This is a genomic window from Fischerella major NIES-592, from assembly GCF_001904645.1.
Lineage (GTDB): Bacteria > Cyanobacteriota > Cyanobacteriia > Cyanobacteriales > Nostocaceae > Fischerella > Fischerella thermalis.
The window spans coordinates 473994-495530 of sequence record NZ_MRCA01000002.1; the positions used below are offsets into that span (position 1 = coordinate 473994).

The following is a 21537-nucleotide window of genomic DNA, read 5'->3' on the forward strand; positions in this document are numbered from 1 at the left end:
TTTTTAAAATTTCCTGACAACTACTTAATATTTCATCAAATCACTTACTTTTTCAGAGTAAAGTGAATATTTAACCGTCAGCCAGCAAAGCTAATGGTAAAAGTCCTAGCAAAATTGAAATTTTCAATAGTAATTTTTGTTGTGGTATTGTTGGGTATTATTTTTGTATCTGTTCCGCCAGCCCACACCCAACAACCAGTGGTTCTCAATTTGTTGATGACAGCCCCTGATGCTCAACCTTGGAAAGAGGGTATCATCAAAGACTTTGAGAGTAAAAATCCTGGTATTCGCATCAATATTATTGAAGGGCCAAACGCTACGAATTTACTCGAAGACCTGTATACATCAGCTTTTATTTTAGGTGATTCTCCCTATGACCTGATTAATATGGATGTCATTTGGACACCTAAATTTGCTGCGGCTGGGTGGCTGCTAGATTTAACAGACAAGGTTACAGAATCCGAATTAGCAGCTTTTTCACCTAAGGATGTAGAAGGTGGACGTTACAAAGGTAGGTTGTATCGAATTCCGATGCGGAGTGATGTGGGAATGCTTTACTACCGAGAAGATTTACTTAGACAAGCGGGGTTTAATCCACCAGAAACTTTTACAGATTTGATCAAGATTTCCCAAGCATTAAAACAGCAAGACAAGATAAATTGGGGTTATATTTGGCAAGGTCGCCAATATGAAGGATTAGCGGCGATGTTTGTCGAAATTCTTGAAGGTTTCGGGGGATTTTGGGTGAATCCTAATACCCTAGAAGTAGGATTAGATAGACCAGAAACCTTAAAAGCGATCGCTTTTCTCAAACAGACAATTCAAATAGGTATTTCTCCTCCTGGTGTGACAACATACCAAGAAGAAGAAACCAGACGCATTTTTCAGAGTGGACAAGCGGTTTTTTTACGCAGCTGGCCCTATGTTTGGCCCCTCGCGAATGAAAAAGATTCTCCCATCAGAGGTAAAATTGCCATTAAGCCAATGGTTAGCGCCTCTGGTGAAAATTCAGGGGCTTGCTTAGGCGGGTGGGGTTTGGGAATTTCTAAAACGACTAAACATCCCCAAGAAGCTTGGAAAGCAATTCAATACTTTACCAGCGAAGCAGCACAGCGTCGATTTATTCTCCAAGCTGGTTTTGTACCTAGCAGGCGTTCATTATTTACAGATCCGCAAATCGTCGCCACCTATCCCCACTACCCCCAGTTACTAGAAGTAGTGGAACAAGCTGTTTTGCGTCCACCCATTGCTCAGTATGCCCAAACCTCAGATATTTTGCAACGTTACCTGAGTGCAGCATTAACAAATCGTATGACTCCGGAAGCAGCCATGAAAGCAGCAGCCCAGGAGACGAGGCGGTTGTTGGGGGATGTTTGAGGAGGTGGGGATTAGGGGAGTGGGGGAAGTGTGAGGAGTAGTAAATAACTAATCAACAACTAACAACCAACCACCAACAACCACTAACCACCAATGACCAATTTAAGTACAATGCGTAGTCGAGAACACAGAACGGCGTGGCTTTTCTTGTTGCCTGCGCTGTTGCTGTTATTGTTAGTATTTGGTTATCCAATTTTGCGGGCTTTTTGGTTGAGTTTGTTTGCTCAGAATTTGGGAACTCAGCTACAGGCTAATTTTGCTGGTTTGGATAATTATGTGCGGATGGCTGGGGATGGGCGTTTTTGGCAAAGTTTCTGGATTTCATCTGTATTTACAACCGCATCTGTGATTTTTGAATTGGTGTTGGGGTTGGGAATCGCCTTAATTCTCAATCAACGATTTTTTGGACGAGGTGCAGTCAGAACTGTTGCTATCATACCTTGGGCTTTGCCTACTGCTTTGATTGGTTTGGCGTGGGCGTGGATTTTTAATGATCAATTCGGGGTGGTAAATGATATTTTGCTCAGGTTGGGTGTAATTCAAACTGGAATAAATTGGCTGGGGGAACCAACCCTAGCAATGGTTGCAGTTGTGTTTGCAGATGTGTGGAAGACTACGCCATTTATTAGTATTTTGTTGTTGGCTGGATTGCAGTCAATTTCCTCAGATTTGTACGAAGCCCATGCCATTGATGGTGCTAAACCTTGGCAAAGTTTCTATCAAATTACCTTACCACTGTTGATGCCACAAATTCTGATTGCCATGCTGTTTCGCTTTGCCCAAGCTTTCGGGATTTTTGATTTAATTGCTGTAATGACTGGTGGTGGACCTGGTGGCGCTACGGAAGTTGTATCTTTATATATCTACTCGACAATCATGCGTTATTTAGATTTTGGCTATGGAGCGGCGCTGGTAGTGGTGACATTTTTATTATTAGTTACAGCTGTGGCGATCGCAAGTTGGTTATTGAGGAAATCTCGTTTAATGGTGTAAGAGGGAAGGAAGCGGGGATTGGGGATTAACAAAACAGGGTTAATTAACTATCTGTTTTTCGGCGTTGCTGAATCTGGTCATGAATTATGTTTGTATACATTTTTGTAGAGACGTNGCATTGCTACGTCTCTATATATCCGTGAATTGTAAATTCATATCTTGATTCAGCAATGCCTGTTTTTCTTACCCTTGCGCCAGTACAGGTACACTTGCTTGTGCTTTGGTCTTACATTCTTATACTCAAAAAGTGCAGTATTATACTGCACTTTTTGAACTAGCCTGCTCCCACGTGAACTTCTTCTCAATCTGTTTTTTCTTGAGGAGTCTGACTCCCCTTCGCCAGCGGTATCTTCTAAAAAGTCAGGGATTAAGACTCTGGACGTTATTAGTTTGTGATCACTGATAACTGTTCACTGTTCACTGATTTAATATCCGCCTTCTTCTTCGTACTCTGGCATTTTCTCTTTGACTTTCTTGGGAATGTTTACCGGCTTTGGTGGTTCATCATCCCAAGCATCGCGCTTGAGATCGTCGTCATACTCATCATATTCTTCTGTATATGATGATTTACTGGTGTAAGGTTGGGGTGGTTCGTAGGGTTGGGCTTCATACCTATCTTTACCCGTGGCTTCACTCCAATTGTCTTCTTCCTCTTCTTCTTCGTAGCGGATGGACTCGTAAGATCGTGCTTCCATCACCCGTCGTTGAGGTCGTTCTTCCTCATAATAGTCTTCGTCCCATTCCTGTTCTACCACAGGTTCGGGAGCGCGAACTTTAGGCTTAATTGGTTCTATTGGCACTCCACTCGGTAACTGGTTGGAAGGTGCAACTGTTCGGGGAGCGTAGTTGTAATCTTCTACGTCTTCCCGCTCCCAAGGCGCTCTACCGATACCAAGACGCTCTAGAATACCGACTGTGAGCTGAGTTACCCGTTCTTCAGCACCCTCGAATACAATTAACCTGTTAGGGCCTGTACTGACTATTTCTTCTACCGAGAGTTCATAAGTACTCAGGAAAGAATCAGGAATTTGGGGTAGTCCTAGGGAGGCGATAGTGATAGAATGTATTTTCCCTGTCTCGCCGTTGAATTTGAAGCCGCGGACTTTACCTAAGACTTCACCTGTTTCTGTAATTACTTCCCAGTTAATTAGGTTGCTGAGTGCCTCAACCTCAATGTCTTCGATGACATCCTCGTTATCAACCAAAATCACATCCCCGATTTGGCTGATGTTGCTGAGGTACATATAGCGCGGTATGCCAGAGACGGAGATCAGGCTGTCTCGCAAGCCAAGAGCCACAACCTCTCGCTGATCTACATCAACCCAGACTTGACTGACTATGCCTAGTCTTTTCCCGTTGTCACGGGTGATTACCTGGGTATTTAAAATATCGGAACGCCTAATTATTTGTTCAGAGGTCATTCTATACCGAGTCCTGATCTCGAATCCGGTTTATCTATACACTATTATTAACAAAAACTCAAGCCGACGTATTAGACGATTGTAACTTAATACCCAACACTTGAGTAAAAGCTCCTCTTGCTTGAGTAACGCCAATCGTGCGTTCGGCTGATTCTATCATCGGGCGACGCAAACTCACAACTATAAATTGTGCTTGTTGCGCCTGTTGTTTAATCATTTTAGCTAATCGTTCCACGTTTGCCCCATCCAGAAACATATCTACTTCATCAAATGCATAAAATGGCGAGGGACGATACCTTTGCAGGGCAAAAATAAAGCTTAAAGCTGTGAGAGATTTTTCTCCCCCAGACATGGAAGCAAGGCGTTGTACTGGTTTACCTTTGGGGTGTGCGACTAAATTTAAGCCGCTACTAAATGGATCTTCGGGATTGTCGAGTTGTAAATAGCCGTCGCCTTCAGAAAGGGTGGCAAAAATTGATTTAAAGTTTTCATTGACGGCGTCGAATGCTTCTTTAAAAGCGCGTTGACGCAAAGTAGTAAAGTTTTCAATTCTTAACAATAATTCTGTACGTTCTGCTTCCAATGTTTGCAATTTTTGACTGAGTTCTTCTAAACGTTTTTGGGTGCGTTCGTATTGTTCTAACGCCAGCATATTCACTGGTTCCATTGCTTGTAGGCGCTTAGCAAGCGATCGCAATTCTTTTTGTAATTCTTCTAAATCGACTTTATCTGGAACTTCTGGTAAAGGTGATGGTAAATCTGCCGCCACTGTTTGCAGTTGGGCTTGGACGTTTGCTAGTTCTTCCCGACGCGTTTGCTGGGTTTCTTGGAGTTTTTGAATTTCCCACTCTAGCTGTTGTTGACGCTGGGTGTCAGCACGCAATTCCTGTTCAGCGCGATCGCGTTTTTGTTTTTCTTCCCCTAAATTCGCTTCCATTTCACTCAAACGCTGGCGAGTCTGGGAAATTTGATCGTTAATTGTGGTTATTTCTGTGGAGACGCGATGAATCGCATCTCTACAGGAGGATTGTTGTGTTTGGTATTCTAAAATACGCTGTTCTGCTGCTTCAATTTTCTCCTGTAAGCGCTGTTGCTGATTTTCTAAGTCTTTGAGGTTTTGTTCGGCTGTCCGTAATACTTGTTCTTGTTGTTGTAATTGTTGCTCTTGTTTTTTGATCACTGCTTGAATTTGCTGCCATTCCTGGGGAGTTTGGGAGGCTTCCAACTCTGCCAGTGCGTGGCGCATTTGTTGCAATTGTTGCTCTTGTCCTGGTAAATCCCGATCTAAAACTTCCAAACGAGATTGAGCAGTGCTAAGTCTTTCGGTATTTTGGCTAAGTTGCGATCGCGTAGTTTCTAACTGAGTAGTGAGGGTTTTGATTTCTTTTTGTAACTGTTCTAGCTGTAATTGCTGTTCGCGCCGGGTTTGACGTGCTTGTGTTAATTCTTGGGAAAGCTGTTTGGCGCGAGTTGAAAGGGATGCGATCGCCTCGGTACAACGTTCTAAAATTCGATCAATATCTCCCAAGCGCTTTTTCAGCGCCAAGACTTCTTCCGATTCCGCTGCTTCGCCACTTCCAAACCGCAACGCCGAACGCTGGAAGACACTACCGCCAGTCATCGCACCACTAGTTTCTAACAATTCGCCTTCGAGGGTGACAATCCGGTAAAGTCCCAAATTTTTACGAGCGTGTTCTAAGGTGGAAAAGACAACTGTATTGCCAAAAACGTAGGCGAACACATCCCGATAACGCGGCTCACACTCCACTAAGTTCACAGCATAGCCGATAAAGCCTTGAGCTAAACGCAGGGTTGCATCTGGTGTAAATTTCGGAGCTTGAATTTTATTTAACGGTAAAAAAGTTGCTCTCCCAGCACGTTTTTGCTTTAATAATTCAATTCCGGCGGCGGCGACGGAATCATCTTCCACCACAATATGTCCCAACCGCGCACCAGCAGCAATTTCCAAAGCGAGTTGAAAACGCGGTTCCACTCGTCCTAGTTGGACAACCATCCCACAAATACCAGGCATTCCTGATTGTAGAATGACTTTACTTGCGCCTGTGCCTTGGACTTCGTGTTGTACTTGCGCTTGTGCTTCTAATTTATCTAATTGGCGTTGTTTTTCCCGTTGTTCTTGTAAGAGGCGCTTTTGGGTTTCTTGTTGAATTTGTAATTCTTGTTCTGTGGCGGTGATATTTTCCGCTAATGCTTGAATTGGTTCACTGGAGGAATTAAATTCTGTTTCTAGGCGACTACACTCAGTTTGTTTTTCTGCAAGTTGTGGTTCTAGAGTTTGAATTAACTGGGTTTGTTCTTGAATTTGCTGTTGCAGTTGGTTGTTTCGTTCCCTTAGCTGTGCTTGTTCGGTGCGCTGGGGTTCGACGGTTTGCAGCAAAGTTTCAATTTGGCGATTGAGTGCTGTTTGTTGTTGTACCCACGCTTCCGAAGCAGAAGCAATTTCTGCTGCTGCTTGACGGGAATTTTCTAATTCTTGTTGGGTTGCATCTCGTTCCGTTTGTAGAGACTTTGCATGCAACGTCTCTACACCGTGTTGTTGCACTAGTTGTTCTATAGTTTGCTGGTGCTGTTGAATTTCTTGCTGAGTTTGAACTAGACGCTTGGCTGTTTCTTGGAATGCTGTTTCTAATTCTGTTTGCTGGCGCTGGAGTTGTTTACGTTCGGCTTGTTGGTTAGCGAGGGTGGATTGTACTGCTAAAAGTTCTTCTTCTCCCAATGCTTTCACACGGGCGTTGAGTTGTGCAAGTTGGATATTTTTTTGGGTAATTTGGGTGTTGAGGTGGGTGAGTTGTTCGGTGAGTTCGGTGGAGGTGCGATCGCCTGCTTGAATTTGGTTCGCTAACTTTTCTTGGTGATTTTGCAAGGTACGCCAAGATAACACCGCTTCCCACTTTTGTTTTTCTAGATACTCAGTGCGGAGTTTTTGGTATTTTTCGGCTTTGGCTTTATCTTGAGAGAGGCGATCGCACTGTGCTGTTAACTCTGTTTCAATAATTCGGCAACTATCTTCTTTTTCCCGAACTTCTTCGAGAGTATCTTTCGCTTGATTAATTTTACGGTCAAAGGCTGCCACCCCTGCCAACTCATCAATAATTTCGCGCCTTTCCCGCGCGTTCATCGAAATAATACTAGTGACGTCCCCTTGCAAAACGACGTTGTAACCTTCTGGATAAACGCGCAGACGTTCTAATTCTTCGTGTAACTCTGTCAGAGTACTGGAAATTCCGTTAATGTAATAGTTTGATGTATAAGTTCCTTGGGGAGTCACGCGTAGCCTGCGGGTGACACTCCACTCTCCACCCGGTATAGCGCGGATTTTTTGTTTACGATTTTTTTCGTCTTCTGTTTGTTCAACCTCTTGTGTATTCTTCTCTGCAACGGAGGTATCGTCATCGAGGCTTTCAACTTCGACGGTGGAAACAATCGGTTCAACTTCTAAAAATTCATCTGGTTCATGATCCGATAAATCAAACGTCACCGTCACACTAGCTTCGACAGCAGCACGAGATTTGCTAGTTTGGGTGGTGTTGACGAGATCGGGTAAGCGATCGGCGCGCATTCCCTTAGAATTAGAGAGTCCTAAGCAAAATAGCAGCGAGTCAAGAATATTCGATTTCCCAGAACCATTTGGTCCAGAAATGACAGTAAACCCCGGCAACAGAGGAACGGAGGTAGTGCCACCGAAGGATTTAAAATTGGTAAGTTCAACCCTTTTTATATGCACCATAGGCGCTGACTAGTTGGGAAGGCGGAAAGTTCAAGTGTATCAGTGAAAGTCGTTAATAGTCATTGATTTGGGATCGGGGGTTGAGGATTGGGTAGGGTTCTAGTGGTCTGTGTCATTAGTTCTGAGGGGTAAAAAAGAACCGTCATTATCTTGAATGCGGATCAAAACTGAATTTTTATCTTGACTCATGCTAGTCGAAACAGTAATGCAATTGGGGTGGGCTTGAATTTCCTGAAAGTTACGTCCAAAATTTGACTCCTCTAAAGCATCTATGGCATTTGCTAGTAGGTTCATGAATACTTGATTCAATTGTCCGGCAAAACATGGGATGGGAGGTATATCACCATAATTTTTCACAACTTCAATGGCGGGACGAGTATTATTCGCTTTGAGACGATGTTTGAGAATCAAAATAAGCGATCGCAAATATCCCGAGTTCCCAATTCAAAAGTAGTGATTTGCTTGATCTTTTGCCATTGTCATAGACACAACTCCAAGTCATACCTTAAACCAAAAGCACTTTGATAGCGATCTTGGGCATTTTTTGCCATTAGTTTCGTCACAATATCTGACAGTATTTGCGGAATTTCTTCCCTGGTAACTGTAGCTTCTACCATGTTGATTTCATCCACTGATGCTCTGTTCTATAATAGTTTTCCCATCAGTGTGGTTTTTGTATCAAATATTGCTACAATTCATCTAATTTACTTAAAACAAATGAGGTCTAGCAGAAGCCTACTAGACCGGAAATTTTATTTGGAAGGCGATCGCAATTAATTAAAAATGCATTGCGTCACGAAGAGTTATCGATGGGAGTAATTACAACTAAGGGTGGACAGTAGGACACTGCAAATTAGCTCATCTACGATAGAAAGCTCAAGACAAAGCATTCACTGAGTGAAAAATTAAACAGTGCAACTGAAAGCGAATGTGATATTTAGGTGAACTATTGCAGCGCTGGGCTTAGGCAGGAGGCACAAGCCTTTGCCTGTGGATTAAGTATATTAACGTGTGCCTGTCGTTCATGTGACTTGATTCTATACAACTTTTGAGCAAAAGTCAAGTAGATTCTTAAGACAATATTAAAAAATAAGCTTTTTTTAATTTTTAGTGATATGTGGTACTTGATTTCATTTAATCCATTGGCACAATGATCGTAAAGAACTATTGCGATCGCTTTTCATGGCTCTGACTACCAGACATTTAAGGAATTCTACCTGCCTAGAACCTATCTTCATACTCCAGCACCGCCTGATTATCGCCAGATAAATCAGTGGAAGTACGCAGGCGAAACTCAGAATTAATACGATAGTTAACGCCAAATTGTGGCGCTTCATCACTCGTCAAAACTTTGAGAGCAGAAAAAGAAATATTACGGGAAACATCAATTCCAGCTTCCGCTGCCAGATCCATCGAAAAATTTCTCCTTGTTACTTCTGGATTATCTGGATCATCGGAAGCAACAGTAGGAAATATACGTAGTTCACTTAAACCGAAAGCGTTACCAATTTGGTTAAAAGCGCGTTGAATATTCAAAGCCGAACCTGCTAAATTGACAAGTCCCAAGGTGCTATCACCACGTCCCAAGGTTTGTACAAAACCACCCCCTAGTAAAGCAACTATTTCTGTTTGATTGCGGGGAGGATTGCTGGTGAGTTCGAGATTTTGATTAAGCTGGCTAGCTGGACCATCGATTCTGGCTTCGACACGCACAGTATTTACAGGTTGAAAGGATGTAATGTTTTCATCACTGATTTCAGAAGAGAAAGGAGTGGTAGTTACTTGGGAAGGGTTGACATCCAATACGTTAGCAAACAGGCGGATATCCAAGTCGGGGTTTTGATCTCCTCTAAAAACCGCTCTGTTTTTATAACCACGAGCAAGGTTAAATTGAGTAGTAAATAAATTCACATCTCCACCCCGTAGGCGAATAGTTCCTTCAGGTTCTGGATTATTAAATGAACCATTGACATTCAGCGAACCAGTAGCGCGGAAACTTAGAATTGGTGGTAAAGCAATTTCTACATTTTTGTCTAATTCTAATTTGAGATCATTAAATCGTGTGACTGTGGTGTAATTTTCAGATTTTTCTGGTTTATTTGTTTTGGCATAACTAATTTCTTGATGACTATTGCCAGCATTGATGGCGTTGTTAGCTGATTCTGTGATTAAAACCTGACCATTAGCTAGCTTGAGATTACCGCCAATAACTGGACTGAGAGCAGAACCAGTAATCTGCAAATTGCCACTCACCCCTCCTTGATACCGTCCCTTCAAATTCACTGCTAATTTATTCAAAGACACATTCAGAGGATGATCTATTTGTTTTTGAGAGTTAGTGAAAATCGGAATTTCTCCTTGAGCTATGATATTACCCTGACTAAAATTGCCTTGCAGACTTTCAACTTTAATACGGTCAAAATCAAACTGGGCCTTCCCTGTGACATCAGTCAATTTTCCTGGTAAAGCCTGAGCTGAAAATGTGGCATCTTTAACAGCAGCAATACCATTCACAATTGGTTGTTCTTTTGTTCCCCGTACAGTGAGATTGACTTCCCCTTGTCCCTTTTCAAAAGCTAGCTGATCTGTCAACAAGTTTAAAATTGCTAAGCCTTCGTTTTTCACTTGCACATCCAAATTGATTTGGTCGCTATCTGGTGCAGCAGTAGCAAAAGGCAATTTTGCAGGAACACTGCCAGTAATGGTAACAGGTTCGGAGCCAGCAACCATGACGTTACTACCAAAATTTAAACGTCCATCGTGGTAGCTAAAACTTGCAGTCGCCGATTCTATACCTTTTTGATTTAGGGTTCCTTGTGTAACTTGTAATTCTCCTCTGGCTTGGGGATTATTGACACTGCCTGCTAAAGTTGCTGTAGCGTTGATCTTACCTGTCGCACCCATTGGCAAATTGACGTAATTACTCAACACCTCCAGGGGGAAATTTTTCACCCGTAGCTGACCCGATTGTTCTGTACCGCCTAGATTACCAGTGAAAGCGATCAGCTGATCTTGAGATTCAATTCGCAAAGGTAGTAACCTGAGAACACCATTTTCAAAGCTACCGTGAGCAATTACTTGTTCTACTGTGTATAGGTGGTTGGGTTCGCTTTCTCGTCCCCAGACGAAGTTTTGACCATTCAATTTAAAATCTGCTGTTAGTCCATTTTCTGTGGCAGTATCAAAATCAATTTCGCCGTTAAAAGTCCCTTTTAAATCTGCTAAGTCTGGTACTAAAGCAACATCACGCCGTTGTTGTTGCTGTTGTGCAATCAGTGCTTTAATTTCGGAAAAACGGCGAATTTGATCTAGTATAGGCTGTCCTGCTGAACCGACTGCTACGGTGTTGAGGTCACTAGCTTTACCGTAGGTTGGGGTAGCTGTTCCCCGTTGGAAATCTTGCAGTTCAAAAAACTGGAGTGTTGTTAATATATCTTGGATTTCACCTTGACTGATGTTTAGTTTGCCTTTGATTTGGGGAGTTGTAGCTGTGGGTGTAAACTCACCAATAAAGGCATAGCGACTGTTACCTTTGATGAAGGCGCTATCGGTCAGGGTTGTCTTACCATCTTCGTAACGGAACAGAGCTTGTAAGCGATCGCCTTTAATTCTACCTACTTGTGGCTGAGCGATCGCTACATCCCCGGCTACTGCTAATGTATTTTGATTAATAAGAAAATCTCCACTCAGTGAACCTGCTATTTCCCCTTGTCCCAAATAAGTACTTGCAGGTACTGGCAAATTCAACACTTTTAAGGGAAAGTTTTCTACTTTTGCCGCTAAATTATCGCCTTGTGCTTGACCTATTGCCGAAGCTTGCTGCCATTGCACTGTAAAGGAATTGGGGCGATTATTCCCATCGAGATTGACAGCAATTTTGTCATGCTTGCCAGTGACATCTAAATTTAAACCACGTCCTTGCACTGATTGGATGTTACCGTTTAACACCGACTCAAAAGCTAAGTTGTTAACATTCAAGTCCCGCAGTGTCAGTTTTCCTACCAAATTTGGCACAGGCAGATTGCCAGTAATTTTCCCGTTAAAATCAGCTTTTCCAGCTAGATCTACTGTCTGAGGCAACTTTAATGGCAACTGTTGCAGATCGTAATTTTGGGCTTGAACATCAAGATTTAACTCCGTAATTTCAGGTATGCCAGCTTGATTGCTATTGGCTAATATGTAACCACTGGCATTTAAACCAGGGGCTGTTGCTCGTTCAACGAGCAACTTTTCTCCATCCCAGCCGACAAGCGCAGTCAGTGGTCGCTCAATACTAGCTAGACCTTGAGAAAAGTTTACCTGACCTGTTGCCCGGATATCTGCTAACTTAGAGCTTCCTAAATTACCAGCAACTTGGGCTTTGCCACCGAATTTACCTTCTAGCTGCTCATGAAACCGATTTAAGTCCACGCCAGCAGCATTAACTACAGCCTGATAGCGACCGTTAGCTACTTGGATATTTGTGGCTGTAAAACTGCCACCACCAACATTAAGTTTGGCTTGACCGTTAGCTTGGATTGTTTCTGGTTGAAATGACTCTACAGAACCAGTAACATTAAACTTACCAGTAATTTGACCGTGTAATTGCTGAGGAACAAGTGTTAATTGTTGCAGTGGTGCATTATTTGCTTGCAGTTGTGCCTGATATACACCGTTGGCTACTTGAATATTCGTAGCAGTAACTGTACCAGTTTTTACAGCTAAACTAGCTGAGCCATTTCCACGTAAAGTTTTCAGGTCAAAATTGTTGGTATTACCTGATACTTGGAATGTACCCGCCATCGCAGCTTGTAATGCAGGTTGTAATGCAGGGACAGGCTGTTTCAGCAACTGTGACAACCTCACACTATCGGCTACAAGTTTGGCAGAAAAGCTGTTTTCCCCTAGCTGGATTTGAGAAACTGCCACTGTGCCATCTGCGACTTTAACTTTGGCGTTCTGAGTGCGAATATTACCCAGTTTGAAGGGTGCGGAACTGCCAGAGAGGATGAGGCGACCGTTGAAGCGGGCATCATTAAGATTTATATTTTCTAGTTGTTGGGGGTTGACAAAAGGTTCTATTTGTACGCCCGTGGCATCAGCAATTGCTTGCCAATTCTGGTTATTCCAACTGCCGGCAACCTGGACTTTACCACCAGCGACACTGAGGACAACATTACGGAAATTGAGAGTGCGATCGCTATTGACAACAACTTCACCTGTGGTAGGATACTGCGCCTGGGGAGCCTGGAATTGAACTGTTGTTTGCACATTGTCAGCAGTGCCAGTCATTTGGGCTGTACCAGAGACAGTACCGACTTTCAACCCTGGTTGGGAGTTGTAAACAAGAGCGATCGCATCACCAGGAACATCCTTGGCCGATAAATTAAAATTCAAACGGGGAACTGTCCCCAACTCAACCTTGCCAGTACCCTTGACTTCACCGCCGACTTTGGCTTTGCCTTGAATATCTTTAAAGACAATCACCTGATCTTTGGGTGCAAACTCAAACTTGCCACTGGCACTATCAAAATCAACTTTATCAATTTGGGCAGGCTTGTTAGTGGTAACGATACCTGTAAGAATCGGTTCGGTCGTTTTTCCTGTAAACTGCAAATCTGCTTGTACTTCCCCAGTTACAGGTACAGGCAATTTCAGTTTGAGAGTTTCTTGGACATCAGCGACATTGACGCCATTTACACGCCCTGCCAACTTATAACCAGTTTCGGTGTCAATAATACCGTTAGCAATTAATGGGATTTTGCCGTAGCTGCCGATGACATTGTCAAGCTTAATTTCTGTGCCTTGAAAGTACAGCTTTCCTTGGGTATTCAAAAATGGTTGGGGAACTTTTGGAACTTGAAACTGAACTGCTTGCAAATCAACATTACCAAATAATATAGGCGGCTGAGTTTGCCCAATTTGAAACTGCATCTGCAAGTCACCATTGACTCGACCGGCTTGTAATGATAGTGGTAACTTAACTAAGCCCGTCACATCAGAGGCTAGCAACTCTTGCCCGCGTATTTGTAAATTCGTTGCCCATGTCTGTGGGCGGATATCTCCCTTCAAGGCAACATCACCCCCACTGCTTGGTTTTCCTGTCAAGTCCAACCGAATCACTTGGTTGTTTTCCAATAGTTGGGCAGTTCCGTTTACTTGTGAAAGTGTCACGGGAGAGGAGAGGGGAGAAGAGGCGTTATTCCCCGTGTCCCCCTTGTCCCCCATGTCTTCTATATCTCTCTTGCGTGGCACTAAGACTAATTGGGCATTGCGGAACCGTATTTTATCCAAATCTGTTTGAATTGGTTGACCTTGACCTTGTCTTTTGATAATAGTGGTAATCCAGCGCCCTTGTTGATCCTGTTCAACGTAAACATCTGGATTGACTAAGGTTACATCCAACTTCAGTTCACGCTTAAAAAGTAACTGTAACGGTTCAAAACCTACCTCCACGGTATCGACTGCAACACTATCAGGGTCTGTGGGTGTTGCTGGAATGGCTGAAGTCCCAAACTTTACTCCCGTGAGCGAAAATCCCTTAACTTCTCCTAGCTTCACTGGACGATTGAGTGTAGTGGTCAGACTTTTTTCTGCTAGTGGTGTTAAATCTTTCTGGATAAAACTCCACAACCGCCAAGCACCACCTATAAGTCCTATTAGTAAAATTCCACCTAAAGCGATGCCACTACGACCCAATATCAGCAACCATACACGCTTGTTGTTAGTTGGAGATTTATAATTTTGCTTGAGAGATTTACTCATGGGATTTTACTTTTATGATTAGCCGAGTTGGAGAGGCACAATAGTTTCACCAACGCATGATAGACGGGTTTTGTTTCCTAAAAGGGTAATAGGAAATAATCCTTTCTCCCTTACCCTTTCCCCTTTTACTATCTAACAAAGTTTATTTGGTACACCATTTACCTGGCAATGCCATTACCAGGATACAAACCTATTTTGGCTTTGGAGTATAAAAATAGCGATGATTTAAGTAAAGAAAAAAGAAGCATTTTCGTGGGTTTTAGTCTAAGCAATTAGTGATTGCTAGCAAAATACTTAATATTCATTAATATTTGAGTTGTCAGTGATAATTTCACATTCCGAGTTGGAATTGTTGAGAATTGCTGACAAACAAACACACATTCCCGCAAGCATCCATTAGTGGTTGACAAGGTTGATTATGTGGATTAACACTATTGCGTCTGGCAAAAGGTAAAAGGTGAAAGAGAGGGTATTATTTCCATCCCTTGCCCTTTTTCCTTTGCCTTTCATCAGGAAGTATGCGTATTAAGCTATACCACCCAATCTAATCTCTAAAATTTAAAATCGGTATAAAATTAATACTGGTATGTTTAACAAAATTTGAGACAAGTATTTTGTATAAAATTACACAATAAGAATTGTGACAACTCCCAGACAAGGGATTAGAGTTTGGGGAACAGGTGAGGATACAAATAATAAATTTTGAATACTGAAACCTTTATATATAATCCATAATTGATTCGCTTAATTCTTAATTCCTGTTGTGGCAATACCCTGGATCAATTGACGCTGGCCAAGGAGAAATAAAAATAAAATCGGTACAGTGGTTATAGTTACTGCGGCCATTAGCAAAGGCCAGTTATTGGTAAATTGTTCTTGGAACTCAGCCAAAGCTAGCTGTACAGTTCTCAATTCTGGTTTTGTAGTAAATACTAACGGCTTAAATAAATCATTCCATTCACCGATAAAGGTAAACAGAAACAAAGTTACCAAGGCTGGGCGTGCTAAAGGTAATACTATTTGCCACAAGATTTGGACTCGGCTTGCCCCGTCTATTGCTGCTGCTTCTTCTAACTCTACAGGTATTGTTAAGAAATACTGCCGTAATAAGAAAATACCAAAACCATTAGCAGCCGTCGGTAAAATCAAAGCCCAGTAAGTGTTAATCAAGTGTCCCCATTTCAAGACCAAAAATATAGGAATCACGAGTAATTGAAAGGGAATCACCAGTGTTGCTAAGACAATCAATAGTAATGCTTGTCTACCACGAAATTTGAGTCTTGCCAGGGCATAACCTGCCAAGGCAGAAGTCACTATTTGAAAACCCGTGACAGCTAATGCTACCAAGCTAGAATTAGCGAATGCCAGTAAGAATTTACCTCGTCGCCAAGCTTCATGGTAGTTTGCTAAAGACCAACCGTTCTGAAGAAGCAGATTCGGAGTAGTGCCAGGCGGTGCAAGAGATGTCAAGAAAACTACAAAAAGGGGTAACAAGACAATCAGGCCCCCTAACAAAAGTACTGCCAGACTCCAAAAAGAAGAATATTTAAGATTTCCGAGTGGTTTGGACATGTACTGAATTTGAAGATCCAACCATTTGTTTTTTGTGACCAGAGTAAGCCTTCCTCCGGAGGAGCTACGCTAACGCTGCCGGCAACCGCTAATCTATAACATAGTGACTTGTTAAGTTAAATTAAACCACAGTGAGTAAAAATAAGGATTATGGATAAAGGATGAAACATGAAGGCAGCTATGTTGAAAGCAGAAGGCAGAAGGCAGAAGGATGAAAAATTTTCACACTTCAAACTTCATCCTTCACAAATCACACTTTACCCTATCCTTTGGGGAGCCGCCCAAAGGGCACGGCAGATGCTTTATGCCGGGAAACCCGTCCACCGCACTGCCTCGTCTACATATTTCATCACTTTATCATTGCCCTATATTCATAGGGTTAAATAAAATCTTGGTATCAAATGTATCATATATCCAGGAGCGAACATCAAATGCAGCAGCTAGCAGATCAACCAGAAATTGATTTTCACAGCGAAACCTATAAAGATGCCTATAGCCGCATTAATGCAATCGTGATTGAAGGGGAACAAGAAGCGCATGAAAATTACCTGAAACTTGCTGAACTGCTGAGCGAACACAAAGATGAGCTAATTCGTCTTGCCAAAATGGAAAGTCGTCACAAAAAGGGATTTGAAGCCTGTGGGCGCAATCTCCAAGTAACCCCAGATATAGAGTTTGCTAAACAATTTTTTGCCCAACTGCATCACAATTTTCAAGTAGCAGCCCAAGAAGGCAAAATCGTTACTTGCTTGCTGATTCAATCCTTAATCATTGAATGTTTTGCGATCGCAGCATACAACATCTATATCCCTGTGGCTGATGATTTTGCCCGTAAAATTACTGAAGGCGTTGTCAAAGATGAATATAGTCACCTAAATTTTGGAGAAGTTTGGTTGAAAGAACATTTTGAAGAATCAAAAGCCGAATTAGAAGAAGCAAATCGCCAAAATCTTCCGATTGTTTGGCAAATGCTTAACCAAGTTGCAGATGACGCCGAAGTATTGGCAATGGAAAAAGAAGCGTTGGTAGAAGACTTTATGATTCAGTACGGTGAAGCTTTAAGTAATATTGGCTTCAATACCCGTGATATTATGCGTCTGTCTGCTTACGGACTTAGAGCTGCGTAATCTCAAGGTAAAAGTTAGAAGGAATAAGGTTAAGATTTTGACCGTGCTAATTTTCGATTTTGGAATAATCAACTAAAATCGCAAATTTGAAATTCAAAATCGATAGACCTTTTAACTTTTACCTCGTCTTGGCATGAATCACTATCCAACTGTTGAGAAATCTTGGGCTTTGTGTAGAATTTTCACGAGTTATAAATTTCTCTCCCACTGACTACTCTGATTTTAGATGACTGGTTGAAGATTGTTTTTCTGGTTCGATGACATATTGGTGTTTCAGTTAGATCACAAATCCAAAACTTTCCAGCCACCGGATTTATCTTTTGGTTAATCCGTCTTGAAATCTAAAATCCAAAATCCGTCTTGAAAAGCTTTGAGCCTTGCTATCGCTTTCGGAGGTGACGCTAACGCCCCAAGCCCTGGCTCAAACTTTTCGCAAAATCCAAAATTCCTTGCCACCACGCTTTTAAAAAGCATACGCCTAATAGAATAGTTCATGTTTGGTCTAATCGGACATCTCACTAGTTTGGAACACGCACAAGCGGTAGCCAGAGACTTAGGCTATCCGGAGTACGCAGATCAAGGTCTAGATTTTTGGTGCAGCGCCCCGCCCCAAATTGTTGATCACATTACTGTAACCAGCATCACTGGTCAGAAAATAGAGGGAAAGTATGTAGAATCCTGCTTTTTGCCGGAAATGCTAGCAAACCGTCGAATTAAGGCAGCTACACGCAAAGTCCTGAATGCTATGGCTCTTGCTCAAAAGCATGATATAGATATTACGGCTTTGGGTGGATTTTCCTCGATAATTTTTGAAAATTTTAATTTAGAGCAGTTCAAACAAGTCCGCAACATCGAGCTAGAGTTTGAACGCTTTACCACAGGTAATACACACACCGCTTACATTATTTGTAGGCAGGTAGAACAAGCATCAAAACAATTAGGGATTGAACTATCTGATGCAACTGTTGCTGTGTGTGGAGCAACTGGAGATATTGGTAGTGCTGTTTGTCGCTGGTTAGAGGCAAAAACAGATGTTAGGGATCTGCTACTAATAGCCCGAAACCAAGAACGCCTGACAAATTTGCAAGCAGAACTAGGGCGGGGAAAAATCCTAGCTTTGGAAGAAGCATTGCCTCTTGCTGACATTATAGTTTGGGTTGCTAGTATGCCCAAAGGCATGGAAATCGATCCTACAGTGTTAAAAAAACCCTGTTTGTTGATCGATGGAGGCTATCCAAAAAATCTAGCTACTAAGATCCAGCATCCTGACGTGCATGTTCTGAATGGTGGCATTGTGGAGCATTCTCTTGACATTAACTGGAAGATCATGAAAATCGTCAATATGGATGTCCCGGAAAGACAATTGTTTGCTTGTTTTGCAGAATCAATGCTGTTGGAATTTGAGAAGTTGCATACGAACTTCTCTTGGGGACGTAATCAGATTACCGTAGAAAAGATGGAACATATTGGTCAAATTTCCATAAAACACGGATTTAGACCGCTGTTGGTGTAGGTAAGAGGTAATGGGTAATGGGTAAAAATGATTACCAATTACCAATTACCAATTACCAATTACCAATTACCAATCCCCAATTCCCTATTTCCTATTCGTAAAATATGGCAACTACTGAGCGCAAACCACTTCTGTTGGATTTTGAAAAACCTTTGGCAGAATTAGCAAACCGGATTGAGCAGATCCGTCAACTTGCGGAAGAAAATGGCGTCGATGTTTCTAGTCAAATTCGTCAACTAGAAGCTCGTGCTATGCAATTACGTGAGGAAATTTTTACTAGTCTATCACCATCACAGCGATTACAAGTCGCTCGTCACCCTCGTCGTCCTAGTACTCTTGATTACATTCAGGCTATTACTGACGAATGGATGGAGTTGCATGGCGATCGCTGTGGTTCTGATGATCCAGCTTTAATTGGTGGTGTTGCTCGTTTGGGAGGACAACCTGTGGTAATGTTGGGTCATCAAAAAGGGCGTGACACAAAAGATAATATTGCCCGGAATTTTGGTATGGCTACTCCTGGCGGCTATCGTAAGGCAATGCGGTTAATGAAACACGCCAATAAGTTCGGAATGCCTATTTTAACTTTTATTGATACGCCGGGGGCCTTGCCCACTGTGGTAGCTGAACGACAAGGGGCAGGAGAAGCGATCGCTTATAACTTGCGGGAGATGTTTAGCTTGGATGTGCCAATCATCTGCACGGTGATTGGTGAAGGTGGTTCTGGCGGTGCGCTGGGTATTGGTGTAGGCGATCGCCTCCTCATGTTTGAACACTCGGTTTATACGGTGATCACCCCAGAAGCTTGCGCTGCTATTCTCTGGAAAGATGCTAGCAAGGCTCCCCAAGCAGCAGCAGTTCTCAAAATGACTTCTCAGGATCTCAAAAACTTAGGAATTATTGACCAAATCCTGCCAGAACCTGTAGGTGGCGCTCATTCTGACCCCATCAAGACTGCTCAAACTCTCAAAGGTGCTTTGTTGGACAATTTAGATGAATTGGGTCGTCTCACTGCTGCTGAACGTCGTCAACTACGTTATGAAAAATTCCGCAAAATTGGTGTTTTTACTGAAGTTTCCCACTGAGGATACTGAAATTCTTGATTAGCATAAGAGCAATGCTATAATTGCCTATGGTTCTTAAAGATTTTTAACAATCTTTTTAACCATAGGCATTGGCGTTATTGGCAAATTAACTCGCCTGGAGGAATGATTTGTATATTTGTTCTGTGCCAATAACAAAACCAAAAGGGTACTACCTTGCCTCCAAGGCAAACATCTCAGTTTTGTCTGGGAAAATTAACTAAAGTATATGCCCGTACTGGCAATGAATATTAGCATTTGTCAAGCATGACTAGTCGAATCTTTAGATTTACTTAATCTCAGCAGTAAATTTAAGAATTTTAATAAAGTGAGTGGCAATGCAATTTTATCTGCCAAAGAATTTGGAATTCACAGCATGAGTTTTGAGCAAAAACAACGCGCTCTGATTACCGGGGCAAGTAGCGGTATTGGTAAAGCAACTGCTTTGGCTTTTGCAAAAGCAGGAGTTGATGTTGCCTTAGTAAGCCGTTCTGTTGAGAAGTTAGCAGTAGTAGCACAAGCAGCTCAGCATGTAGGAGTCAATGCGAAAGCATATTCTGTGGATTTGGCTTGTGTAGAGCAAGTACAAAAACAAATACAGGCGATCGCTTATGACTTTGGTGACATAGATATTTTGGTCAACAATGCTGGCATAGGTTATGTTGCTAGTCTAAGCGAAACTTCCCTATCTGACTGGCAAAAGGTACTAAATTTAAATCTTACCAGTGTGTTTCAGTGTATTATGGGAATTTTGCCGGGAATGCGCGATCGCAAGAAAGGCACAATCATCAACGTTGTATCAATTGCCGGCAAACAAGCATTTCCCAATTGGGGAGCATACTGCGCCAGCAAAGCTGGTCTTCTGGCTCTTTCTCAAACTTTGGCACAAGAAGAGCGCCCCCACGGCATCCGTGTTAGTGCTATATGTCCTGGTGCAGTCAATACCGAACTCTGGGATGCAGTCGGTGCTGACTTTGACCGCTCAAAAATGCTATCTCCAGAAATTGTTGCTCAGTCGATTCTACACACTGCATTGTTACCACAGCAGGCAGTGATTGATGAGTTGACCCTGATGCCTAGTGTTGGCGTCCTTTAACAGTTATCAGTTATCAGTAAATACTGATGATTATTCGCTGTTAACTGTTTTCATCGCTCAGTCATCTATAAATTCCAAAACTATTCAAGACTCATACCATGACTATTGTTAGCTCCAACGGTTCCAATCGTTTTCAGTCTCCTTTGGTTCCCGATTTGACAGAAGCCATCACCACTAGACCTGATCGCAATACTCACGACGGGCGAAAACCCGACTTACACCCACCACAAGAAGAACAAATAGATGAGATGGTGGAAGCCGTGCGGACTCTACTGTTGGGTATAGGAGAAGATCCAGAACGTGAAGGACTACTGAAAACTCCTAAGCGGGTAGCAGAAGCCTTGCGGTTTTTAACCAGTGGTTACAACCAGTCCTTAGAAGAACTGGTGAATGGAGCGATTTTTGATGAGGGACATAGCGAGATGGTGCTAGTCCGAGATATTAATGTTTTTAGCTTATGTGAACACCATATGTTGCCATTTATGGGCAAAGCTCACGTCGCTTATATCCCCAATCAAAAAGTCGTAGGATTGAGTAAGCTTGCTCGTATTGTGGAGATGTATTCTCGTCGCTTGCAGGTACAAGAAAGATTAACTCGCCAAATAGCCGAAGCAGTCCAGACAATCTTAGAACCCCAAGGTGTGGCTGTTGTCATTGAAGCCACCCATATGTGCATGGTGATGCGGGGTGTGCAAAAACCAGGTTCGTGGACCGTCACCAGTGCAATGGTTGGCGTATTTCAGGAAGAACACAAAACCCGCGAAGAATTCTTTAATTTGATTCGTCACCAGGCAGCGATATTTTAAGAAATTGTTGATAGTTGGTAGTTGATTGTTGATTGTTATTCCAAACAACAATCAACAA

13 protein-coding genes are annotated in these 21537 nt (G+C 42.4%); 7 read left to right on the top strand and 6 right to left on the bottom strand.

The genetic code is table 11. The features are described from left to right. Positions 1-93 precede the first annotated feature (93 nt). Both NIES592_RS06010 and NIES592_RS06015 read left to right on the top strand, forming a co-directional pair. Positions 94-1377 carry an ABC transporter substrate-binding protein gene (locus NIES592_RS06010; RefSeq protein ID WP_073555194.1) on the top strand — a complete coding sequence of 428 codons (1284 nt, stop codon included), beginning with the start codon at positions 94-96 and terminating at the stop codon, positions 1375-1377. 93 nt (positions 1378-1470) lie between these two features. Further along, positions 1471-2370, top strand: a complete 900-nt coding sequence (locus NIES592_RS06015; RefSeq protein WP_073555195.1) for a carbohydrate ABC transporter permease — start codon at positions 1471-1473, stop codon at positions 2368-2370. 425 nt (positions 2371-2795) lie between these two features. Here the strand turns inward: NIES592_RS06015 and NIES592_RS06020 are convergent, their stop codons facing one another. From NIES592_RS06020 to NIES592_RS06040, 6 genes are all read right to left on the bottom strand, one after another. Next, the gene (locus NIES592_RS06020; RefSeq protein ID WP_062243590.1) at positions 2796-3791 is read right to left on the bottom strand and encodes a PRC-barrel domain-containing protein; all 996 of its coding nucleotides are present in this window, start codon (positions 3789-3791) and stop codon (positions 2796-2798) included. A 58-nt stretch (positions 3792-3849) separates the two neighbouring features. Next, positions 3850-7539: a chromosome segregation protein SMC gene (gene smc / locus NIES592_RS06025; protein ID WP_073555196.1), complete on the bottom strand. Its 3690-nt coding sequence runs from the start codon at positions 7537-7539 to the stop codon at positions 3850-3852. 99 nt (positions 7540-7638) lie between these two features. After that, the gene (locus tag NIES592_RS06030) at positions 7639-7965 is read right to left on the bottom strand and encodes a hypothetical protein (protein ID WP_306417342.1); all 327 of its coding nucleotides are present in this window, start codon (positions 7963-7965) and stop codon (positions 7639-7641) included. Between the two features lie 53 nt (positions 7966-8018). Continuing rightward, the gene (locus NIES592_RS24935; RefSeq protein WP_178379481.1) at positions 8019-8171 is read right to left on the bottom strand and encodes a hypothetical protein; all 153 of its coding nucleotides are present in this window, start codon (positions 8169-8171) and stop codon (positions 8019-8021) included. Positions 8172-8760: 589 nt separating this feature from the next. Further along, entirely contained in the window at positions 8761-14283 is a 5523-nt protein-coding gene (locus tag NIES592_RS06035; protein ID WP_073555197.1) for a translocation/assembly module TamB domain-containing protein, read from the bottom strand. 744 nt (positions 14284-15027) lie between these two features. Further along, positions 15028-15855: a carbohydrate ABC transporter permease gene (locus tag NIES592_RS06040; protein ID WP_009457419.1), complete on the bottom strand. Its 828-nt coding sequence runs from the start codon at positions 15853-15855 to the stop codon at positions 15028-15030. 431 nt (positions 15856-16286) lie between these two features. Between NIES592_RS06040 and NIES592_RS06050 the strand changes: the two genes are divergently transcribed. From NIES592_RS06050 to folE, 5 genes are all read left to right on the top strand, one after another. Beyond that, on the top strand, positions 16287-16982 hold the full coding sequence (locus tag NIES592_RS06050) for an aldehyde oxygenase (deformylating) (protein WP_009457420.1): 696 nt from the start codon (positions 16287-16289) through the stop codon (positions 16980-16982). A gap of 493 nt (positions 16983-17475) precedes the next feature. Continuing rightward, positions 17476-18495 carry a long-chain acyl-[acyl-carrier-protein] reductase gene (locus NIES592_RS06055; protein WP_009457421.1) on the top strand — a complete coding sequence of 340 codons (1020 nt, stop codon included), beginning with the start codon at positions 17476-17478 and terminating at the stop codon, positions 18493-18495. 104 nt (positions 18496-18599) lie between these two features. Further along, positions 18600-19580, top strand: coding sequence for an acetyl-CoA carboxylase carboxyltransferase subunit alpha (locus tag NIES592_RS06060; protein WP_062243598.1), 981 nt, complete (start codon positions 18600-18602; stop codon positions 19578-19580). A 373-nt stretch (positions 19581-19953) separates the two neighbouring features. Next, positions 19954-20673: an SDR family oxidoreductase gene (locus NIES592_RS06065; protein ID WP_073555325.1), complete on the top strand. Its 720-nt coding sequence runs from the start codon at positions 19954-19956 to the stop codon at positions 20671-20673. Between the two features lie 98 nt (positions 20674-20771). Further along, positions 20772-21479 carry a GTP cyclohydrolase I FolE gene (folE, locus tag NIES592_RS06070; RefSeq protein WP_009457430.1) on the top strand — a complete coding sequence of 236 codons (708 nt, stop codon included), beginning with the start codon at positions 20772-20774 and terminating at the stop codon, positions 21477-21479. Positions 21480-21537: the final 58 nt, after the last annotated feature.